General features: G+C 69.9%; 17 protein-coding genes. 6 read left to right on the plus strand and 11 right to left on the minus strand.

Annotation, left to right across the window (positions count from 1 at the left end):
• Positions 1-92 precede the first annotated feature (92 nt).
• Positions 93-1,154, minus strand: coding sequence for an alpha/beta hydrolase (locus ABGB10_RS15965; RefSeq protein ID WP_347661614.1), 1,062 nt, complete (start codon positions 1,152-1,154; stop codon positions 93-95).
• A gap of 81 nt (positions 1,155-1,235) precedes the next feature.
• Positions 1,236-1,652: an FHA domain-containing protein gene (locus tag ABGB10_RS15970; protein ID WP_347661615.1), complete on the minus strand. Its 417-nt coding sequence runs from the start codon at positions 1,650-1,652 to the stop codon at positions 1,236-1,238.
• A 254-nt stretch (positions 1,653-1,906) separates the two neighbouring features.
• Here ABGB10_RS15970 and ABGB10_RS15975 point away from each other — a divergent pair, with 254 nt between their 5' ends.
• Both ABGB10_RS15975 and ABGB10_RS15980 read left to right on the plus strand, forming a co-directional pair.
• The gene (locus ABGB10_RS15975; RefSeq protein WP_347661616.1) at positions 1,907-3,403 is read left to right on the plus strand and encodes an aldehyde dehydrogenase family protein; all 1,497 of its coding nucleotides are present in this window, start codon (positions 1,907-1,909) and stop codon (positions 3,401-3,403) included.
• Between the two features lie 80 nt (positions 3,404-3,483).
• Positions 3,484-4,143, plus strand: coding sequence for a class I SAM-dependent methyltransferase (locus ABGB10_RS15980; RefSeq protein ID WP_347661617.1), 660 nt, complete (start codon positions 3,484-3,486; stop codon positions 4,141-4,143).
• An 8-nt stretch (positions 4,144-4,151) separates the two neighbouring features.
• Here ABGB10_RS15980 and nucS read toward each other — a convergent pair whose 3' ends face one another.
• On the minus strand, positions 4,152-4,811 hold the full coding sequence (gene nucS / locus ABGB10_RS15985) for an endonuclease NucS (RefSeq protein ID WP_347661618.1): 660 nt from the start codon (positions 4,809-4,811) through the stop codon (positions 4,152-4,154).
• 71 nt (positions 4,812-4,882) lie between these two features.
• Here nucS and ABGB10_RS15990 point away from each other — a divergent pair, with 71 nt between their 5' ends.
• Positions 4,883-5,500, plus strand: a complete 618-nt coding sequence (locus tag ABGB10_RS15990; RefSeq protein ID WP_347661619.1) for a DUF4126 domain-containing protein — start codon at positions 4,883-4,885, stop codon at positions 5,498-5,500.
• Positions 5,501-5,535: 35 nt separating this feature from the next.
• Here ABGB10_RS15990 and ABGB10_RS15995 read toward each other — a convergent pair whose 3' ends face one another.
• Positions 5,536-7,542 carry a protein meaA gene (locus tag ABGB10_RS15995; RefSeq protein ID WP_347661620.1) on the minus strand — a complete coding sequence of 669 codons (2,007 nt, stop codon included), beginning with the start codon at positions 7,540-7,542 and terminating at the stop codon, positions 5,536-5,538.
• A gap of 151 nt (positions 7,543-7,693) precedes the next feature.
• On the opposite strand from ABGB10_RS15995, the gene ABGB10_RS16000 reads away from it, so the two are divergent.
• Positions 7,694-8,545 carry an ABC transporter ATP-binding protein gene (locus tag ABGB10_RS16000; RefSeq protein ID WP_347661621.1) on the plus strand — a complete coding sequence of 284 codons (852 nt, stop codon included), beginning with the start codon at positions 7,694-7,696 and terminating at the stop codon, positions 8,543-8,545.
• Positions 8,542-9,387, plus strand: a complete 846-nt coding sequence (locus ABGB10_RS16005; RefSeq protein WP_347661622.1) for an ABC transporter permease — start codon at positions 8,542-8,544, stop codon at positions 9,385-9,387. Before ABGB10_RS16000 ends, ABGB10_RS16005 begins: the two co-directional genes overlap by 4 nt.
• 41 nt (positions 9,388-9,428) lie before the next feature.
• Here ABGB10_RS16005 and ABGB10_RS16010 read toward each other — a convergent pair whose 3' ends face one another.
• Positions 9,429-10,277, minus strand: a complete 849-nt coding sequence (locus ABGB10_RS16010; protein WP_347661623.1) for a 3-hydroxyacyl-CoA dehydrogenase family protein — start codon at positions 10,275-10,277, stop codon at positions 9,429-9,431.
• A gap of 93 nt (positions 10,278-10,370) precedes the next feature.
• Entirely contained in the window at positions 10,371-11,813 is a 1,443-nt protein-coding gene (gene murA / locus ABGB10_RS16015; protein WP_347661624.1) for a UDP-N-acetylglucosamine 1-carboxyvinyltransferase, read from the minus strand.
• Between murA and ABGB10_RS16020 the strand changes: the two genes are divergently transcribed.
• Entirely contained in the window at positions 11,812-12,384 is a 573-nt protein-coding gene (locus ABGB10_RS16020; RefSeq protein ID WP_347661625.1) for a cob(I)yrinic acid a,c-diamide adenosyltransferase, read from the plus strand. The two genes, murA and ABGB10_RS16020, sit on opposite strands and share 2 nt — an antisense overlap.
• A 450-nt stretch (positions 12,385-12,834) precedes the next feature.
• On the opposite strand, the gene ABGB10_RS16025 is transcribed toward ABGB10_RS16020, so the two are convergent.
• The 5 genes from ABGB10_RS16025 to ABGB10_RS16045 all read right to left on the minus strand — a co-directional run bounded on the left by ABGB10_RS16025 (position 12,835) and on the right by ABGB10_RS16045 (position 17,403).
• Complete coding sequence (locus tag ABGB10_RS16025; RefSeq protein ID WP_347661626.1) at positions 12,835-13,290, minus strand: DUF2550 domain-containing protein; 456 nt, start codon at positions 13,288-13,290, stop codon at positions 12,835-12,837.
• 12 nt (positions 13,291-13,302) lie between these two features.
• A complete protein-coding gene (locus ABGB10_RS16030) occupies positions 13,303-13,584 on the minus strand; it encodes a F0F1 ATP synthase subunit epsilon (protein ID WP_151491389.1) in 282 nt (93 codons plus the stop codon).
• An 88-nt stretch (positions 13,585-13,672) separates the two neighbouring features.
• Positions 13,673-14,815 carry an LCP family protein gene (locus ABGB10_RS16035; protein ID WP_347661627.1) on the minus strand — a complete coding sequence of 381 codons (1,143 nt, stop codon included), beginning with the start codon at positions 14,813-14,815 and terminating at the stop codon, positions 13,673-13,675.
• A gap of 222 nt (positions 14,816-15,037) precedes the next feature.
• On the minus strand, positions 15,038-16,474 hold the full coding sequence (gene atpD, locus ABGB10_RS16040) for a F0F1 ATP synthase subunit beta (RefSeq protein WP_347661628.1): 1,437 nt from the start codon (positions 16,472-16,474) through the stop codon (positions 15,038-15,040).
• Positions 16,474-17,403, minus strand: coding sequence for a F0F1 ATP synthase subunit gamma (locus tag ABGB10_RS16045; protein ID WP_145779212.1), 930 nt, complete (start codon positions 17,401-17,403; stop codon positions 16,474-16,476). Before ABGB10_RS16045 ends, atpD begins: the two co-directional genes overlap by 1 nt.
• Between the last annotated feature and the right edge of the window lie 4 nt (positions 17,404-17,407).

The following is a 17,407-nucleotide window of genomic DNA, read 5'->3' on the forward strand; positions in this document are numbered from 1 at the left end:
GAACGGCCGCTAAGGTTATGCGCGCGAGTCTGCCACGTGACGCTCGGTTGTCGAGACGCCGTGGCATATTTCACCCACGGTGCCACCGGCCGCTAGGCGGCGGCCACCGTGGTCAGGGCCAGCAGCTCCGCGACGAACTCCGCCGGACGTTCCAGGTGCGGGCTGTGCCCACAGCCGGGCAGCACCACCTCGTGGTACGCGCCGCCCGCCGCCGCGTACCTCTCCAGCACCGCGCGGGTCTGGCCGATCATCGGCTGCGGTGGACACGCCTCCTCGCCCGGCCAGCCGGGCACCACACCCAGCGAACCCAGGTACGCCAGGTCGAACAGCGAGGTGTCCGAGACGATGACGTCGGCGTCCCCGCGTACCCAGGTGACCGAGGGCTTCTCGGCGACGGCCACCAGCTCGTCGGCGAGCCGGAACCAGGTCGGCGCGAGCGCGTTGAGCACGCCGCGCTCCCCCGGCGCGGTGCCGGGCCAGTTCTCCGAGGACACCGCCGTGCCCGGGTAGTTGTCGTCCCCGGTGGCGGTGGACAGAACAGTGTCCAGCAGGAGGTCCTCGTCCATGCCGAGCGATGCGGGATCGGCCACATAGGTGGCTCGCAGCACGGCGCGGGGGCTGGCCGGGGCGTCCTCGCTCCGGTCGCCGGCCGCGAGGCGGGCGACGAAGTCCGGGTTCGCCGTGCCGGCACCGGTTCCGGCGAAGTCCGGGGTGGTCGGCGTGCCGGTCAGGTCACGGGTGCCGCCGAAGCCGTACGGGGAGACCGGCGCGGCGAGCAGCAACGCGCTCACCCGGTGCGCATGGTCGACCAGCAGACGCATCGCCACTCCGCCACCGAGGGAGTGCCCGACCACCACCGGGCGGGCGTCGGCGGCGAAGAGCGTCGGGTCGTCCAGCAGGGCGGCCACGTCGTCGGCGAAGTCCCGCAGGCCCCGGGTGGCGTCGACCGGGGCCGTCTCGGTGTCGCCGTACCCGCGCAGGTCGGGGGCGACCACCCGCAGCGTCGGTGGCAGACGCCGCACCAATGGCTCCCAGAACAGCGCGGACGAGCAGTTGCCGTGGATCAGCAGCACCGGCGTGCCATCGGCCGGGCCGGCCACGCGTACCGCCTGGGTGATGCCGTTCGCCGTCACGGTCCGCTGCTCGCTGTCCATCCGCGGCATGCTGCCACGCCCGACCCCGACGATCCAGGTGTCCGGTCGCCATCCGGGGCGCGGCCCGAGTGTGGGCCGTGCTTACCGTCTCGTTCCCGGCGGCGTCGCCAAGGGCAGCGGCAGGGTCGGTCGGACGTCCCGCCGGGACGGGCCGAAGCTGAGGCCCACCGGGTCGGTGAGCGCCACGCCGGGATCGAACAGGCGCAGCTCGGTACGGCCGAGCCGGATCACGTCGCCGTCGGAGAGCAGCTCCACCTGAATGATCCGGTGGTCGTTGAGCCAGGTGCCGTTGGTGGAGCCCAGGTCCCGCAGGGACAGGCCCTCCGGGGTCAGCCACACCTCGGCGTGGCGGCGACTCAGGTGCGGGTCGTTGATGACCACGTGCCCGGTCGGGGCCCGGCCGATCACCTGCGGTTCGGCACGCACGCGGAAGCTAGCCCCGCGCATCGGCCCACCCGCGACCGTCAGCAGCGGCAACAGTTCCGGATGTTCCTCCATGGACAGTCAGCCCTCCACCCACACCGTCACTCCGCGCGTCAGCCTGCCATCAGACGGTAATCGTCAATACCGACCGGCCGGTCAACCTCTCGTCACCTCCCGGCCACCTCCCGTTCGACGATTCGGGCGAAGGTTTCCGCCACCACTGCCCTGACCTGCACTGATCAACGATCGGTTGGGGCGGCGCGACTCCGGTCCCGGCGCCTCAGATCGGCGAGCTACCGGCGAGTAATTTTCGGGTCTAGACTTCCGCCATGACGGCTGTGCATGTCCCGGGCATCCCGATCATCGAGGCGGGCCAGCTGGTGTCGACCAACCCGGCCACCGGTGTCGAGGCCGGTCGCCTCCCCGTCGCCAGCGACGCCGACGTGCGACAGGCCGTCGACCGCGCGCGCGTCGCCGGCGAGTGGTGGGCCGGGCTCGGCTTCAGCGGCCGCCGCGCCCGGCTGCTGCGGTGGCGCGCACTGCTCGCCAAACGGATCGAGCAGCTGGCCGACCTGGTGCACGCCGAGGGCGGCAAGCCGGTCGCCGACGCGATCGTCGAGATCGTCACCGCGATCGAGCACATCGACTGGGCCGCCCGCAACGCCGGCCGCGTGCTCGGCCCGCGCCGGGTGCGGTCCCGGCTCATCCTCGCCGAGTTCTCCGGGCACCTCGAATACCAGCCGCACGGCGTGGTCGGGGTGATCGGGCCGTGGAACTATCCGGTCTTCACCCCGATCGGCTCCGCCGCGTACGCCCTCGCCGCCGGCAACGCCGTGGTGCTCAAGCCGAGCGAGTACACGCCCGCCGTCGGCCAGCGGCTGGTGGACAGCTTCGCCGAGGTGGTGCCCGAGCAACAGGTGTTCACCGCCGTACACGGCCTGGGCGACGTCGGGGCCACACTGTGCCGCGCCGGAGTCGACAAGGTGGCCTTCACCGGCTCCACCGCCACCGCCCGGAAGGTCATGGCCGCCTGCGCCGAGACGCTGACCCCGGTGCTGATCGAGGGCGGCGGCAAGGACGCCATGATCGTCGACAGCGACGCCGACCTGGACGCCGCCGCCGAGGCGTGCGTCTGGGGCGGCATGACCAACGCGGGGCAGACCTGCATCGGCATCGAGCGGGTGTACGCCGTCGACTCCGTCTTCGACACCTTCGTCGACAAGGTGGTGGCCCGTGCCGGTCAGCTGACCGTCGGGCCGGAGGGCAGCGACATCGGCCCGATCACCATGCCTAAGCAGATCGAGGTGATCCGCCATCACATCGACGCCGCAGTCGCCTCCGGCGGGCGCGCCGTGCTCGGTGGCCCGACCGCGGTGCAGCCGCCGTACGTCCACCCGACCGTGCTCGTGGACGTCCCGGAGGATTCGGCCGCCGTCCGGGAGGAGACCTTCGGCCCGACGCTGACCATCAACCGGGTCCGCGATGCAGACGAGGCCGTCACGCGCGCCAACGCCCTGCCGTACGGCCTGGGCGGTTCGGTCTTCGGTCGACGGCGCGCGGTGGCCATCGCGCGGCGGCTGCGCTCCGGAATGGCCTCCATCAACTCCACCCTGACCTTCGCCGGCATGTCCACCCTGCCGTTCGGCGGGGTGGGTGACTCCGGCTTCGGGCGGATCCACGGAGAGGACGGGCTGCGCGAGTTCGGCCGCGCCAAGGCGATCACCCGGCGTCGCGCCCGGTCGCTGCTGCCGTCGATGACCTTCGAACGGACGCCGACCGACATGGCCCGGCTCGTCAAGGCGATCAAGATGATGTACGGCAGGTGAGTGTCGGATAACCGATCTTCATCAAAGATCGGTGTATCCACATGTTTATGAGCTGTGGCCACGGCGGTACATTGCGTTAAATGGGCCCCAATCGATTGCGCTACCGCCTTGTCGACAGTGACCAGTCGTGGAGCGCCCGTCGGCGTCGGCACCGCTCGGACTGGCTGGCCCGCACCTTCCCCGACCTCGGGGACATGCACGTGGTCGATCTCGGCGGGCGGCTCGGCACCTGGCACCGCGCCACCGTCCGGCCGGCCCGGGTGACGGTCGTCAACCTGGAACAGCCCCCGGCCGCCGTCCCGGAATGGGCCCGCGTCGAACAGGCCGACGCCTGCGACCTGCCTGAGCGCCTCGCCAAGGGCACCTACGACATGGTCTTCTCGAACTCGGTGCTGGAGCACGTGGGCGGGCACGAACGCCGGTTGCGCTTCGCCGCCTCCGTCCGCTCGCTGGCCGACCGGCACTGGGTGCAGACGCCGTACCGTTACTTCCCCATCGAGCCACACTGGATCGCACCGGGAATGCAGTTCCTACCGGTGCGACTGCGCACCGCGCTCGCCCGACGCTGGCCGTTGGGGCACAAGCCGACCCGCAGCCACGACGCCGCGATCCACCAGGTGCTCTGGACCGAGTTGCTGGACCGCTCGCAGATGCGCCACTACTTCCCCGACTCGACGATGCTTGTCGAGCGGGTCGTCGGCCTGCCCAAGTCGCTGATCGCGGTACGCACCGAGAGCTGAGCAGCCGATCAGAACAGCGTCAGCTCGTCCTTCTCGATACCCCGCAACTTGTCGTAGTCCACGACCACGCACCGGATGCCCCGGTCGGTGGCGAGCACCCGGGCCTGCGGCTTGATCTCCTGAGCGGCGAAGACTCCGGCAACCGGGCTGAGCAGCGGGTCACGGTTCATCAACTCGAGATAGCGGGTCAACTGCTCCACCCCGTCGATGTCGCCACGCCGCTTGACCTCGACCGCGACCGCACCGGAGTTGGCATCCCGGCAGAGCAGGTCGACCGGGCCGATGGCCGTCATGTACTCCCGGCGAACCAGCGTGAACCCCTCGCCCAGGGCTCCCGGGTTGGCGGCCAACAACTCCTGCAGGTGCGCCTCCACCCCGTCCTTGCGCAGGCCCGGGTCCACACCCAACTCGTACGAGGTGTCCTGGAAGATCTCCTCCAGGGTGATCCGCAACTCCTCGCCAGCCTTGTTGACGACCCGCCACACACCGGGGGCCTCCTCCAACCGGCACGGCGGGCTCATCCAGTTCAACGGCTTGTACGCCCGGTCGTCGGCATGGATCGACACCGACCCGTCCGCCTTCACCATCAGCAACCGGGTGGCCGGCGGCAGGTGAGCCGAGAGCCGTCCGACGTAGTCCACCGAGCACTTCGCAATGACCAACCGCACCCGACGAGGGTAGCCGAGCACCCCCCGGTCGCCAGCGAGCGGCACTGGCGCGTCGATGCGATGCTGAGACCGTGTTCGAAGTTCTCACCGGCACCGGTCTCGCCGCCTCGGCGGGGCTGAACGCCTACATACCCCTGCTCATCCTCGGTCTCCTCGGCCGCTACACCGACCTGATCGACCTGCCCAGTGGCTGGACCTGGCTCGGCAACGGCTGGGTCATCGTCATCATGGCGGTACTGCTCGCCGTCGAGATGGTGGCGGACAAGGTGCCCGTCGTCGACCACGTCAACGACGTGGTGCAGACCGTGGTCCGGCCCACCGCCGGTGGCCTGGCCTTCGGTGCCGGCTCCTCGTCGGAGACGGTGACGGTCAGCGACCCGGGAAGCTTCTTCTCGACCCACCAGTGGGTGCCGGTCGTCACCGGCGTGCTGCTGGCACTGGGCGTGCACCTGCTCAAGTCCGCGGCACGCCCCGTCATCAACGCGACGACCGCCGGGTTCGGCGCGCCGGTGGCGAGCACCGCCGAGGACGCCACCAGCGTGGTGGTCTCGCTGGTGGCGATCATCCTGCCGGTACTCGTGCTCGTCTTCCTGGTCGGTCTGGTCTTCTTCGTCTTCTGGTTCTTCCGGCGACGCTCCGAACGTCGCCGGGAACGCGACGCGGCCCGCGCCGCCGGCTTCCGCGTCTGATCCCTGATCGACGCGTCTGATCCCTGATCGAGAGGTCAGGGCAGGTCGTTGGCGCGACGGATGACGGTGACCAGGTCGTCGATGATGCCGGTGAGGGCGAAGTCCTTCGGGGTGAAGACCCGGGCGACCCCGGCGGCCCGGAGCGTGTCCGCGTCGCCGGCCGGGATGATGCCGCCCACCACCACCGGCAGGTCCGCCCGGCCGGCGGCGCGCAGTCCGTCGAGCACCGCCGGCACGGCGGCCAGGTGCGACCCGGAGAGCACGGACAGCCCGACCAGATCGACGTCCTCCTCGACGGCGGCGGCGACGATCTGCCCCGCCGTCAGCCGGATGCCCTGGTAGACGACCTCGAAGCCGGCGTCGCGGGCGCGTACCGCGATCTGCTCGGCGCCGTTGGAGTGCCCGTCCAGGCCGGGTTTGCCGACCAGCAGCCGCAGCCGGCCGCTGCCCAGCTCCCGGGCGGTGGCGGCGGCCCGCTCGCGGACGGCGGCCAGGCCCGGGTCGCCGCCGCTGCCGGTGGCGCCGGCCAGGCCGGTCGGTGCGCGGTACTCGCCGAAGACCTGGCGCAGCGCGCCGGCCCACTCGCCGGTGGTCACCCCGACCCGCACGCACTCCAGCGTGGCCGGCATCAGATTGGTGGTGGACGCGGCGTCCGCGCGGAGCCGGTCGAGAGCCGCGTCCACGGCCGCGCCGTCCCGGTCGGCCCGCCATCGGCGTACGCGGTCGACGGCGGCGGCCTCGACCGCCGGGTCGACCTGCTCGACGGCGTCCGCTCCGGCGGCGGTGAGCGGGGAGGGTTCGGTCTCGGCGTAGCGGTTGACCCCGACCACCACGTCGGCACCGGACTCCATCCGCCGGCGGCGCTCGGCCAGCGAGGCGACGAGCGCGCTCTTCAGGTAGCCGGTCTCCACGGCCGCGACCACGCCGCCCAGTTCGAGCACCTTGTCCAGCTCGACCCGTGCCCCGGTGACGATCTCGTCGACCAGCGCGGTCATCACGTGCGAGCCGGCGAAGAGATCGGGATATTCGAGCAGGTCCGACTCGTACGCCAGGACCTGCTGCATCCGCAGCGACCACTGCTGGTCCCACGGGCGGGGCAGGCCGAGCGCCTCGTTCCAGGCGGGCAGTTGCACGGCCCGGGCCCGGGCGTCGCGGGACATCGTCACGCCGAGCATCTCCAGCACGATGCGCTGGATGTTGTTCTCCGGCTGTGCCTCGGTGAGGCCGAGCGAGTTGACCTGCACCCCGTAGCGGAACCGACGTTGCCTGGCCTCGGTGATCCCGTACCGCTCCCGGGTGATCTCGTCCCAGAGCACACCGAACGCGCGCATCTTGGCGATCTCCTCGACGAAGCGCACCCCGGCGTTGACGAAGAACGAGATCCGCTGCACGACGTCGCCCATCCGCTCGGCCGGCACCTGACCGGAGTCACGGACCGCGTCCAGCACGGCGACCGCGGTGGCCAGCGCGAAGCCGACCTCCTGCACGGGCGTGGCGCCGGCCTCCTGGAGGTGGTACGAGCAGATGTTGACCGGGTTCCACTTCGGCATCGTCTTCAGCGTGTGGGCGATGACGTCCGCGGTCAGCCGCAGTGAGGCCGCCGGCGGGAAGATGTACGTCCCCCGGGACAGGTACTCCTTGATGATGTCGTTCTGGGTGGTGCCGGAGAGCGTCTCGGCGGTCCACCCCTGCTCCATCGCCACGGTCCCGTAGAGGGCGAGCAGCCACATCGCCGGGGCGTTGATGGTCATCGAGGTGTTCATCTCGGCGAGCGGGATGCCGTCGAAGAGCGCCCGCATGTCGCCCAGGTGCGCCACCGGCACGCCGACCCGGCCGACCTCGCCGGAGGCCAGCTCGTGGTCCGGGTCGTACCCGGTCTGGGTGGGCAGGTCGAAGGCGACCGAGAGGCCGGTCTGCCCCTTCGCCAGGTTGCGGCGGAAGAGGGCGTTGGTCGCGGTCGCCGACGAGTGGCCGGCGTAGGTGCGCATCACCCACGGGCGGTCCCGCTCCGGCAGCCGCCCCGGAAATGCCGTCTCGTCCATGGCCGGAGTTTAAGTTACCGCCCAGTAAAACGGGCTGTGGAAAACCACACAGGTCCATGTCGAGGACGTCCGGGTGCGAAGCACCCGCAGTGGCGCGCATCGCCACACCCCGGGCACGACGCGTGCCGGGTCAGGACGCACACTGGACGGCATGGATGACGAGCTGGCCATCTCCGTTCGCGGGCTACGCAAGGCGTACGGCGACAACGTGGCGGTGGCGGGCGTGGATCTCGACGTGCGCCGCGGTGAGGTGTTCGCGTTGCTCGGCCCGAACGGCGCCGGCAAGACCACCACGGTGGAGATCCTGGAGGGTTACCGACGACGGGACGCCGGCGAGGTCTCGGTGCTCGGCGCGGACCCGGCCCATCCGGAGCCGGGATGGCGCTCCCGCGTCGGCATCGTGCTGCAGGGCACCGGCGAGTTCGACGAGCTGACCGTGGCCGAGGTGGTCCGGCACTTCTCCGGCTTCTACCCGGACGCGGACGACCCGGACAAGGTGATCGAGCGGGTCGGGCTGGCCGACAAGGCGAAGGCCCGGACGCACACCCTCTCCGGCGGGCAGAAGCGCCGCCTGGACGTGGCGCTCGGCATCATCGGTCGCCCTGAGCTGCTCTTCCTCGACGAGCCGACCACCGGCTTCGACCCGGAGGCCCGGCGCGAATTCTGGGAGCTGATCCGCGACCTCGCCGCCGCCGGCACCACGATCGTGCTGACCACCCACTACCTGGACGAGGCCGAGGCCCTCGCCGACCGGGTCGGCGTGATCGCCGGCGGCCGGTTGATCGAGGTGTCCGCCCCGAACCAGCTGGGCAACCGGCAGGAGGCTTTTGCGACGGTCTCCTGGCGTACCCCGGACGGGGTGCTGGAGAGCGCGCAGAGCGCGACGCCGACGGCCCTGGTCGCCGACCTGGCCGCGCGCTACGGAGGCGAGGTCCCCGGGCTCACCGTGACCCGGCCGACCCTGGAGGACGTCTACCTCACCATGATCGGACACGGACGATGACAACCACGACGAAGCCGGCGACGCCGGTCGCCGCGCCCCGCGGCCGACGGCCCGGGGCCGGTGCGCTCGCCCTGCGCCAGGGCCGGCTGGAGATCACCCAGTTCCTGCGCAGCCGGGAGTCCGTGGTCTTCACGATGGGCTTCCCCATCATCATGATCCTGATCTTCGCGTCGATCTTCGACGGGACGATCGGCGGCGGGGTCAAGTTCACCCAGTACTTCATCACCGGCATGATCGCGACCGGCCTGATGACGGTGAGCTTCCAGAACCTCGGCATCTGGATCCCGATCGAGCGGGACCGTGGCGTGCTCAAGCGCTACCGGGGCACGCCGATGCCGAAGTGGGTCTGGTTCGCCGGCAAGGTGATCATGGTGGTGGCGATCGGCATCGCCGAGACCGTGCTGCTGCTGGCCGTCGCGGTGGCGCTGTTCGACCTCGACCTGCCGGGTACCGCCGGCAAGTGGTTCACCTTCGGCTGGGTCGCCGTGCTCGGTGTGACCGCGTGCACGCTGTGCGGCATCGCCATCTCGTCACTGGCCCGCACCGCCCGCAGCGGCTCGGCGGTGGTCACCCCGGTCGCCCTGGTGCTCCAGTTCATCTCCGGGGTGTTCTTCGTCTTCACCGACCTGCCCACCTGGATGCAGCAGGTGGCGGCGCTGTTCCCGCTCAAGTGGATGTGCCAGGGGCTGCGGTCGGTCTTCCTGCCGGAGAGTTTCGGGGCGCAGGAGCCGGGCGGCTCGTTCGAGCTGGGACGGGTCGCGCTGGTGCTGGTCCTATGGTGCGTGATCGGCGTGGTGCTCTGCCTCACCACCTTCCGCTGGACCACCAAGCGCGACGGCTGAGCGGCCGACCGGGACGGGTGCCCGCCCCGGTCGCCACCAACTCAGTACGTGTAGAAGCCCTTGCCGGTCTTGCGGCCCAGGTCGCCGGCGGTGACCATCCGCTGCAGCAGCTCCGGCGGGAAGAACTTCTCGTCCGCCGTGTCGGTGTAGATGTTCTTCGAGGCGTGCAGCAGCACGTCCACGCCGGTCAGGTCGGTGGTGGCGAGCGGGCCCATCGCGTGCCCGAAGCCCAGGCGGCAGGCCGTGTCCAGGTCCTCGGCGGACACCACGCCGGACTCCACCAGCTTGACCGCCTCCACCACCAGGGCGGAGATCAACCGGGTGGTGACGAAGCCGGCGATGTCCCGGTTGACCACCACCACGGTCTTGCCGATCTCCTCGGCGAAGGCCCGTGCGGTGTCCAGCGTGGCATCGCTGGTCTTGTAACCGCGGACCAGCTCGCAGAGCTGCATCATCGGCACCGGGGAGAAGAAGTGGGTGCCGACGACCGCCTCGGGACGCTCGGTCACCGCGGCGATCTGGGTGACCGGAATGGCCGAGGTGTTGGTGGCGAGCACCGCGTCCGACTTGCAGATCTTGTCCAGGGCGCGGAACACCTCGTGCTTGATCTCCAGCCGCTCGAAGACGGCCTCGACCACGATGTCCGCGTCGGCCGCCGCCTCCAGGTCGGTGGTCGGGGTGATCCGGGCCAGCGTCGCCTCGACCTCGGACGCCTCGATCTTGCCCTTCTCGGCGAACTTCTCCAGGGACTTCCGGATGCCGCCGATCCCCCGGTTGGTGGCCGCGTCGTCCAGGTCGCGCAGCGTCACCTGCCAGCCCGCCTGCGCCGCCACCTGGGCGATGCCGGAACCCATCAGCCCAGCCCCGACGACCGCGAGTCGACCCGCCATCTACTTCTCCCTCGCTGCGATTGAGTGCCTGCCTGCACCCTAGTCGGCGAGCCTGAACGATGGCTAAGCGGCGGCCTCTCGGCCGCCCCCGCGTCAGATCTCCAACGACGGCTCCTCCGGCGTGGTGCCCCGCTCGACCGCCACCCCGAGCGCGCGCAGGTCGGCCACGAAGTCCGGGTAGCCCCGATCGACGTGGTGCACGTGCGAGACCTCGGTGACCCCCTCCGCACAGAGCCCGGCGATGATCAGCCCGGCGCCGGCGCGGATGTCGGTGGCCCGTACCGGGGCACCGGAGAGACGGTCCCGCCCACGCACCACCGCGTGGTGCCCGTCGGTCTTGATGTCCGCACCGAGCCGCATCATCTCGTTGGCGAACATGAACCGGCCGTCGAAGATGTTCTCGGTGATCAGGGAGGCGCCGTCGCTGACCGCGGCCAGCCCGATCGCCATCGGCAGCAGGTCGGTGGCGAAGCCGGGGTACGGCAGCGTCACCACGTCCACCGCGCGGGGCCGGTCGTCCATCCGTACCCGGAAGCCGTCCCCCCGGGTCTCCACCAGGCCGCCGGCCGCGACCACCTTGTCCAGCGCGACCTCCAGGTACGCCGGGTCGAGCCCGGTCACCGTCACGTCCCCCCGGGTCATCGCCGCGCCGAACGCCCAGGTGCCGGCGACGATCCGGTCCCCCACCGTCGCGTGTCGCACCGGACGCAGACCGGGGACCCCGGTGATCCGCAACGTGGACGTGCCCGCGCCCACGATCCGCGCGCCCATCTGGCTGAGCATCGTGCAGATGTCGACGATCTCCGGCTCCCGGGCCGCGTTGTCGATCGTCGTGGTGCCCTGGGCCAGCACGGCCGCCATCACCAGGTTCTCGGTCGCCCCGACGCTGGGGAAGTCCAACACGATGTCCGCGCCGCGCAGCCCGTGCGGAGCGGAGGCGATGACGAACCCGTGCTCACCGGAGATCTCCGCGCCCATCCGGGTCAGCCCGGAGATGTGCATGTCCAGCCCACGTGAACCGATGGCGTCCCCGCCGGGGTGCGCCACCCGCACGTACCCCCGGCGGGCCAGCAACGGGCCCAGCACGCAGATCGACGCGCGCAACCGTCGGACCAGGTCGTAGTCGGCGTCGGCACCAGGCTGCTCGGGCACGTCGATGGTCACCGAACGGGACCGCGCCACTCCACCCCGGGCGACCATCGGGTCGACCGGGTCGTCCGCGTCGAACTGGACGCCGCAGCCCAGCCGGCGCAGCACCTCCCCCATGATCGCGATGTCGGTGATCCGCGGGACGTTCGTGATCACGCTGCGGCCGGGCGCGAGCAGCGCGGCGGCCATCAGCTTCAGCGCCGAGTTCTTGGCACCGACCACGTGTACGGTGCCCGCCAGCCGGGCGTCACCGTGCACCCGGATGACGTCGACGTCGTTGACCGCCAGGTCGCCCGCGTCGCCGGGGCCAACCACGACCGGCCAACCGGGGGTGCTGTCCGGCCGCGCCGGGATCGTCAGGTCGGGAATCCGTAGGCTGTGCGTCATGGCCGTCCACCTCACGCGCATCTACACCAAGGCCGGCGACGCCGGCATGACCAGGCTGAGCAACAACGAGCAGGTGCCGAAGACCGATCCGCGCATCGCCGCGTACGCGGATGTCGACGAGTGCAACGCGGCGATCGGCGTCGCGATCGCCACGGGTGGGCTCGACGAGGTGCTGCGGGGCGTGCTGGCGTCGGTGCAGAACGACCTGTTCGACGTCGGCGCCGACCTGTCCACCCCGGTCGAGCCGGAGCCGAAGTATCCACCGCTGCGGGTGACCGAGGAGTACGTCGAGCGCCTGGAGGGCTGGTGCGACGAGTACAACGCACGCCTGAGCAAGCTCGACTCCTTCATCCTCCCGGGCGGCACCGCTGGCGCGGCACTGCTGCACGTGGCACGGACCATCGCCCGGCGAGCCGAACGGGCGGCCTGGGCGCTGGCCAGCCACGATCCGGAACGAACCAGCACGCTCCCGGCAAAGTATCTCAACCGGCTCTCCGATCTGCTCTTTATCCTGTCAAGAACGGCAAATCCGGCGGGAGACGTGCTATGGGTGCCGGGCGGCAAGCGCTGACCGTCGGCGCTGGGCACCACGTCGAGGTGTGGGTTCCCACTCTGGCCGCCGCCAAGCGTCGCCGGAGCCGACTCCTCGACCCGGCGCGGACCGGCTGACCCCCGCGGACCGGCGCGGACCGGCGCGCGCCTTGATCAACTCCGGTTTCTTGAAGTCGGGGTGTCCTGGTGACCGGGACACCCCGACTTCAAGAAAGCCGTGTCGATCAACCCGCCTGAGGGCGGCCCGAAGAGGCGAGACTCGACCACACCGGTAACGGCAGGTGACAAAAGACCGCGCCGGAACGACGCACGGCGCTGCGGACGGGTTTCCGGGGCAGCCCGCCCGGCGGAGGGATCAAGCCTGACCGCCCGGAGCCGGGTGGACTGCCCCGGAAACCCCAAGAGCAACCACGACCCAAGAGCAACGACTCCCCGCAAACCCCCAAGAGCAACCACTGGGAGCAACAGCTCAGGCAGCAGGCCAGTCCTGGGAGGCCATACGCGGCGAGACCGCCCCCGGAGGGGCGGCCTCGAGCCAGGAGAGAAAACCGGTGACCGTGGATCGCGCCATGGCGATCTCCACCGGTGCGTGGTGACTGGTACAACGGAGGATCACCCAGTCGGCCGGCATGGAGAGCCGTTCCTGACCTTCGGGCAACCGTCGACGCTCCACCGCCAGCCCCTTGCGCGACAGCACCCGCTTGGGGCGGATCGCGAAGCTGAACATCCGGTACCAGCGCAGCTCGTCGTCCGCGAACCGACCGAAGCCGGGCGACCAGCCACGGCCGTCGAGCATGGTGGAGACCCGGACGCTGAGCCGGATGATGCCACCGCTACGGGTGACCAGGGCTCGCCGGACGAAGAGGATGAGGAGCGCGACGAGGACGACGCCGACGCCGATCCCGAAACCTTCGACGATCTCCATCCCCGGTGTGACTCAGCGGCTCGGCGCGGAAACCGGGGTTGCGCTCTCGGCCAGCACGGTGACGCCGTCGGCGCTCACCGAGAGGAAGCCGCCGGCCACCTCGTAGGCAACCTGCTCACCACCAGCCAGCTTGATGCGCACCTGGCCGGGCTCGGCGAGCTGGCCGAGCAGCGGCGCGTGACCCGGCAGGACACCGAGCTCGCCCTCGGTCGTCCGGGCGACGACCATCTCGGCGTCACCGGACCAGACCTTCTCCTCGACGGCGACGAGCTCGACGTGAAGCTGCTGTGCCACGCTGTCTCCTTGCTGCGGCTACGGATTGCCGAAAGTCTAGCCTGACGCCGAGGCGCGCCCCACGCGGGTGGCGACAACGGTGCCAGGGCTACTTGGACTTGTTCACGAATTCCGGGTGCTCCAGCAGGAACGGGTCGAGTTGCTCGTTGTGCAGGGCGGTGAAGAAGTCCGGCACCCCCTCCTGGAACTGCTCGCCCAGGTACTTCTTGCCCTCGTACATCCCGCCACCGGGCAGCTTGATCATCTCGATGGTGTTCGGACGGATGTCCTTCAGCGCGAGCCCGAAGTCGACCACGCTGCTGCCCCGACCGTTGAAGATCAGCGACTGCCCGGCGGCGCGGAGCACCTTGTCCAGCTTGATCGGGTTGGACACCACGTCGGCGCTGAACGCCTGGCCGACCATCGCCTTGACGAACTGCTGCTGGTGACGCTGCCGGCCGTAGTCCGAATCCAGGACGCCGTTCTTCGGGTAACGCTGCCGGACGTAGTCCAGCGCCTGCCACCCACTCAGGTGCTGGTTGCCCTTCTTGTAGACCGCCTGCGGGCCGACGTAGCCCTCGCCCCGGGTGTTGCCGGGCCGCGCCTTACCGTCCGGCTGCTTGTGCTCGGACTTCACGTCCCGCTCGATGTACATGTCGACACCACCCATGGCGTCGACGATCTTCTGGAAGCCGGTGAAGTTGATGATCGCGCCGGCGTCGAAGCGCTTGATGCCGGTCACCTTCTGCACGGTGGTGGCCAACAGCTCGAAGCCGCGCGCCGCGTCGGGGTTCGCCCCGGGGACCTTGCTGCCGAACGACATGGCAGCGTTGATCTTCGTGGTCTCGCCCGGGAAGTCGGCCTTCTTGAACGCCGGGATGTGCACGTAGAGGTCGCGCGGCAGCGAGAAGAGGTAGGCCCGGTCCATCGAGGCCGGCACGTGCAGCACCATGATCGAGTCGGCCAGCGGCGCAGCCGTCGGCGTACGCGGGTCGATGCCGACCAGCAGGATGTTGAGCGGACCCTTGATCTCGCTCTTCTTCGCCTGGGCGCCTGCCGCCTGGTCACCGAACAGGTCCGCCTTGCCGACGGCACCCTCGTAGCGAGCCATGAGGACCTCGGAGCCGACCAGCACGGCCCCACTGAGCACGGTCAGCACGGTGCCGAACACCGTGCAGATCTTGGCCCAACGCGGCACACCCCGCCAGACGGACGACTTGCGGCCACTCTTGCCGGCCTTACCCACGAGCATCTCCGTTCGTTACGCCCACGGGAGAAAGACGGGCGCACGTCGCCGAAAGGTTGCAAAGATCAACGCTCGTTCAGGTGAGCGCGGAACGACCGTATCTCGGGTGACTCGGAACCGACGAGCACCAGTAACGGACCGCGACGATGGTAAGGCGCGAACATGAACAAAAGACTGCCCCGGCATTGCCGGGGCAGTCTTTTTGTTGCGGATCCGATCGGGCTGGCGTCAGCCCTTCATCAGCTCCTCAGCCTTCTTCTCCAGGTCCTCAAGACCGCCGCACATGAAGAACGCCTGCTCGGGGAAGTGATCGTACTCACCCTCGCTGATCTTCCGGAACGCCTCGATGGTCTCCTTGATCGGGACCGTCGAGCCCGGCACACCGGTGAACTGCTCCGCGGCGTACGTGTTCTGCGACAGGAAGCGCTCGATCCGCCGGGCCCGGGCCACGGTGATCTTGTCTTCCTCGGAGAGTTCCTCGATACCGAGGATGGCGATGATGTCCTGCAGGTCCTTGTAGCGCTGCAGGATCCGCTTCACCTCGGTGGCGACCTGGAAGTGCTCCTGGCCGACGAACTCCGGGGCGAGGATCCGGGACGAGGACGCCAGCGGGTCCACGGCCGGGTAGATGCCCTTGTCGGAGATCGACCGCTCCAGGTTGGTGGTCGCGTCCAGGTGGGCGAACGTGGTGGCCGGGGCGGGGTCGGTGTAGTCGTCCGCCGGCACGTAGATCGCCTGCATGGAGGTGATGGCCTGACCCCGGACGGAGGTGATCCGCTCCTGGAGCTCGCCCATCTCGTCGGCCAGGGTCGGCTGGTAACCCACGGCGCTCGGCATACGGCCGAGCAGGGTGGACACCTCCGAACCGGCCTGGGTGAAGCGGAAGATGTTGTCGATGAAGAGCAGCACCTCCTGCTTCTTCACGTCCCGGAAGTACTCCGCCATGGTCAGCGCGGAGAGCGCCACCCGCAGACGGGTGCCCGGCGGCTCGTCCATCTGGCCGTAGACCAGCGCGGTCTTGTCGATGACGCCGGACTCGGTCATCTCGGCGATGAGGTCGTTGCCCTCACGGGTGCGCTCACCCACGCCGGCGAAGACCGAGGTACCACCGAAGTTACGGGCAACCCGGGTGATCATCTCCTGGATGAGCACCGTCTTGCCCACACCCGCGCCGCCGAACAGGCCGATCTTGCCGCCCTTGACGTACGGGGCGAGCAGGTCGATGACCTTGATGCCGGTCTCCAGCATCTCGGTCTTCGGCTCCAGGTCCGCGAAGGCCGGGGCCTTGCGGTGGATACCCCAGTGGTCGTCCGGGGTGAGGGTCTCGCCCTCCTTGAGGTTGAGCACCTCGCCGATCGCGTTGAACACGTGGCCCTTGACCGCGTCGCCCACCGGCACGGTGATCGGCTCGCCGCGGTCACGCACCTCCGCGCCGCGGACCAGGCCGTCCGTCGGCTGCATCGAGATGGCACGGACCAGGTTGTCACCCAGGTGCTGGGCGACCTCCAGGGTCAGCGTCTTCTCACCGCCGGACAGGTTCACGGTGACGTTCAGGGCGTTGAACAGGGCCGGCATGGCGTCGCGCGGGAACTCGGCGTCGACGACCGGGCCGATGACCCGGACCACGCGACCCGTGGCCGTCTTGGTCTCTACTGGTGCAGTCATCACACTTCACTTCCCGACGCGGCCAGCGCGTTCGCGCCGCCGACGATCTCGCTGATCTCCTGGGTGATCCCGGCCTGGCGGGCCGAATTCATCTCACGCGTGTACTTGTCGATCATGTCTTCGGCGTTGTCGGTGGCGCTCTTCATCGCCCGCCGCCGTGCCGCCGACTCGCTCGCCGCCGACTCGAGCAACGCCGCGTAGATCCGCGTGTTGATGTACCTCGGCAGGAGCGCGTCGAGCAGCGCCTCCGCCTCCGGCTCGAACTCGTAGGCCGGCAGCAGCCCCTCGGAGCGCGGCCGGTCCTCGACCTGCATCGGCCCGAGGATCTTGGCGACCGGGGTCTGCGTCATCAGCGAGTGGAACTCGGTGTAGACGATGTGCAACTCGTCGACGCCGAGCACCCCGTCCGCCCCGGCGCTGCCGTCGGCGTCGTCCGCACCGGCCGTGAACGCCTTGATCAGCGTCTCACCAACCGCGCGGGCGTCCTCGAACGACGGCTGCTCGCTGAACCCCGTCCAGTTCGCCTCGATCGGCCGGTCGCGGAACCGGTAGAACCCGACGCCCTTACGCCCGATGACGTAGAGCACGGGCTCCTTGCCGTCCGCCCGGAGCCGCGCGATGAGCGACTCCGCCGTCTTGATCGCGTTGGAGCTGTAGCCGCCGGCCAGGCCACGGTCGCTGGTGACCAACAGGACGCCGGCCCGCCGCACCCGCTCACGCGGGGTGAGCAGCGGGTGGTCGATCCGCGCGTTGGACGCCAGCGCCGTGAGCACGCCGGTGATGGCCTGGGCGTACGGCAGGGACGCCTGCACCCGGGCCTGGGCCTTGGCGATCCGGCTCGTCGCCACGAGCTCCATCGCCTTGGTGATCTTCTTCATCGACTTCGCCGAGCGGATCCGTTGACGAAGAACGCGTACCTGGGCCGCCATGGGA

The organism is Micromonospora sp. B9E7, from assembly GCF_039871815.1.
Classification (GTDB): Bacteria; Actinomycetota; Actinomycetes; order Mycobacteriales; family Micromonosporaceae; genus Micromonospora.

Coding starts and splice junctions, on each gene's coding strand:
- ABGB10_RS16000 (WP_347661621.1), top strand. CDS start 7,694: ATGGATGACGAGCTGGCCATCTCCGTTCGCGGGCTACGCAAGGCGTAC.
- ABGB10_RS15965 (WP_347661614.1), bottom strand. CDS start 1,154: ATGGACAGCGAGCAGCGGACCGTGACGGCGAACGGCATCACCCAGGCG.
- murA (WP_347661624.1), bottom strand. CDS start 11,813: ATGACGCACAGCCTACGGATTCCCGACCTGACGATCCCGGCGCGGCCG.
- ABGB10_RS16020 (WP_347661625.1), top strand. CDS start 11,812: ATGGCCGTCCACCTCACGCGCATCTACACCAAGGCCGGCGACGCCGGC.
- ABGB10_RS15970 (WP_347661615.1), bottom strand. CDS start 1,652: ATGGAGGAACATCCGGAACTGTTGCCGCTGCTGACGGTCGCGGGTGGG.
- ABGB10_RS16010 (WP_347661623.1), bottom strand. CDS start 10,277: ATGGCGGGTCGACTCGCGGTCGTCGGGGCTGGGCTGATGGGTTCCGGC.
- atpD (WP_347661628.1), bottom strand. CDS start 16,474: ATGACTGCACCAGTAGAGACCAAGACGGCCACGGGTCGCGTGGTCCGG.
- ABGB10_RS16005 (WP_347661622.1), top strand. CDS start 8,542: ATGACAACCACGACGAAGCCGGCGACGCCGGTCGCCGCGCCCCGCGGC.
- ABGB10_RS16025 (WP_347661626.1), bottom strand. CDS start 13,290: ATGGAGATCGTCGAAGGTTTCGGGATCGGCGTCGGCGTCGTCCTCGTC.
- ABGB10_RS15980 (WP_347661617.1), top strand. CDS start 3,484: ATGGGCCCCAATCGATTGCGCTACCGCCTTGTCGACAGTGACCAGTCG.
- ABGB10_RS15995 (WP_347661620.1), bottom strand. CDS start 7,542: ATGGACGAGACGGCATTTCCGGGGCGGCTGCCGGAGCGGGACCGCCCG.
- ABGB10_RS16045 (WP_145779212.1), bottom strand. CDS start 17,403: ATGGCGGCCCAGGTACGCGTTCTTCGTCAACGGATCCGCTCGGCGAAG.
- ABGB10_RS15975 (WP_347661616.1), top strand. CDS start 1,907: ATGACGGCTGTGCATGTCCCGGGCATCCCGATCATCGAGGCGGGCCAG.
- ABGB10_RS16035 (WP_347661627.1), bottom strand. CDS start 14,815: ATGCTCGTGGGTAAGGCCGGCAAGAGTGGCCGCAAGTCGTCCGTCTGG.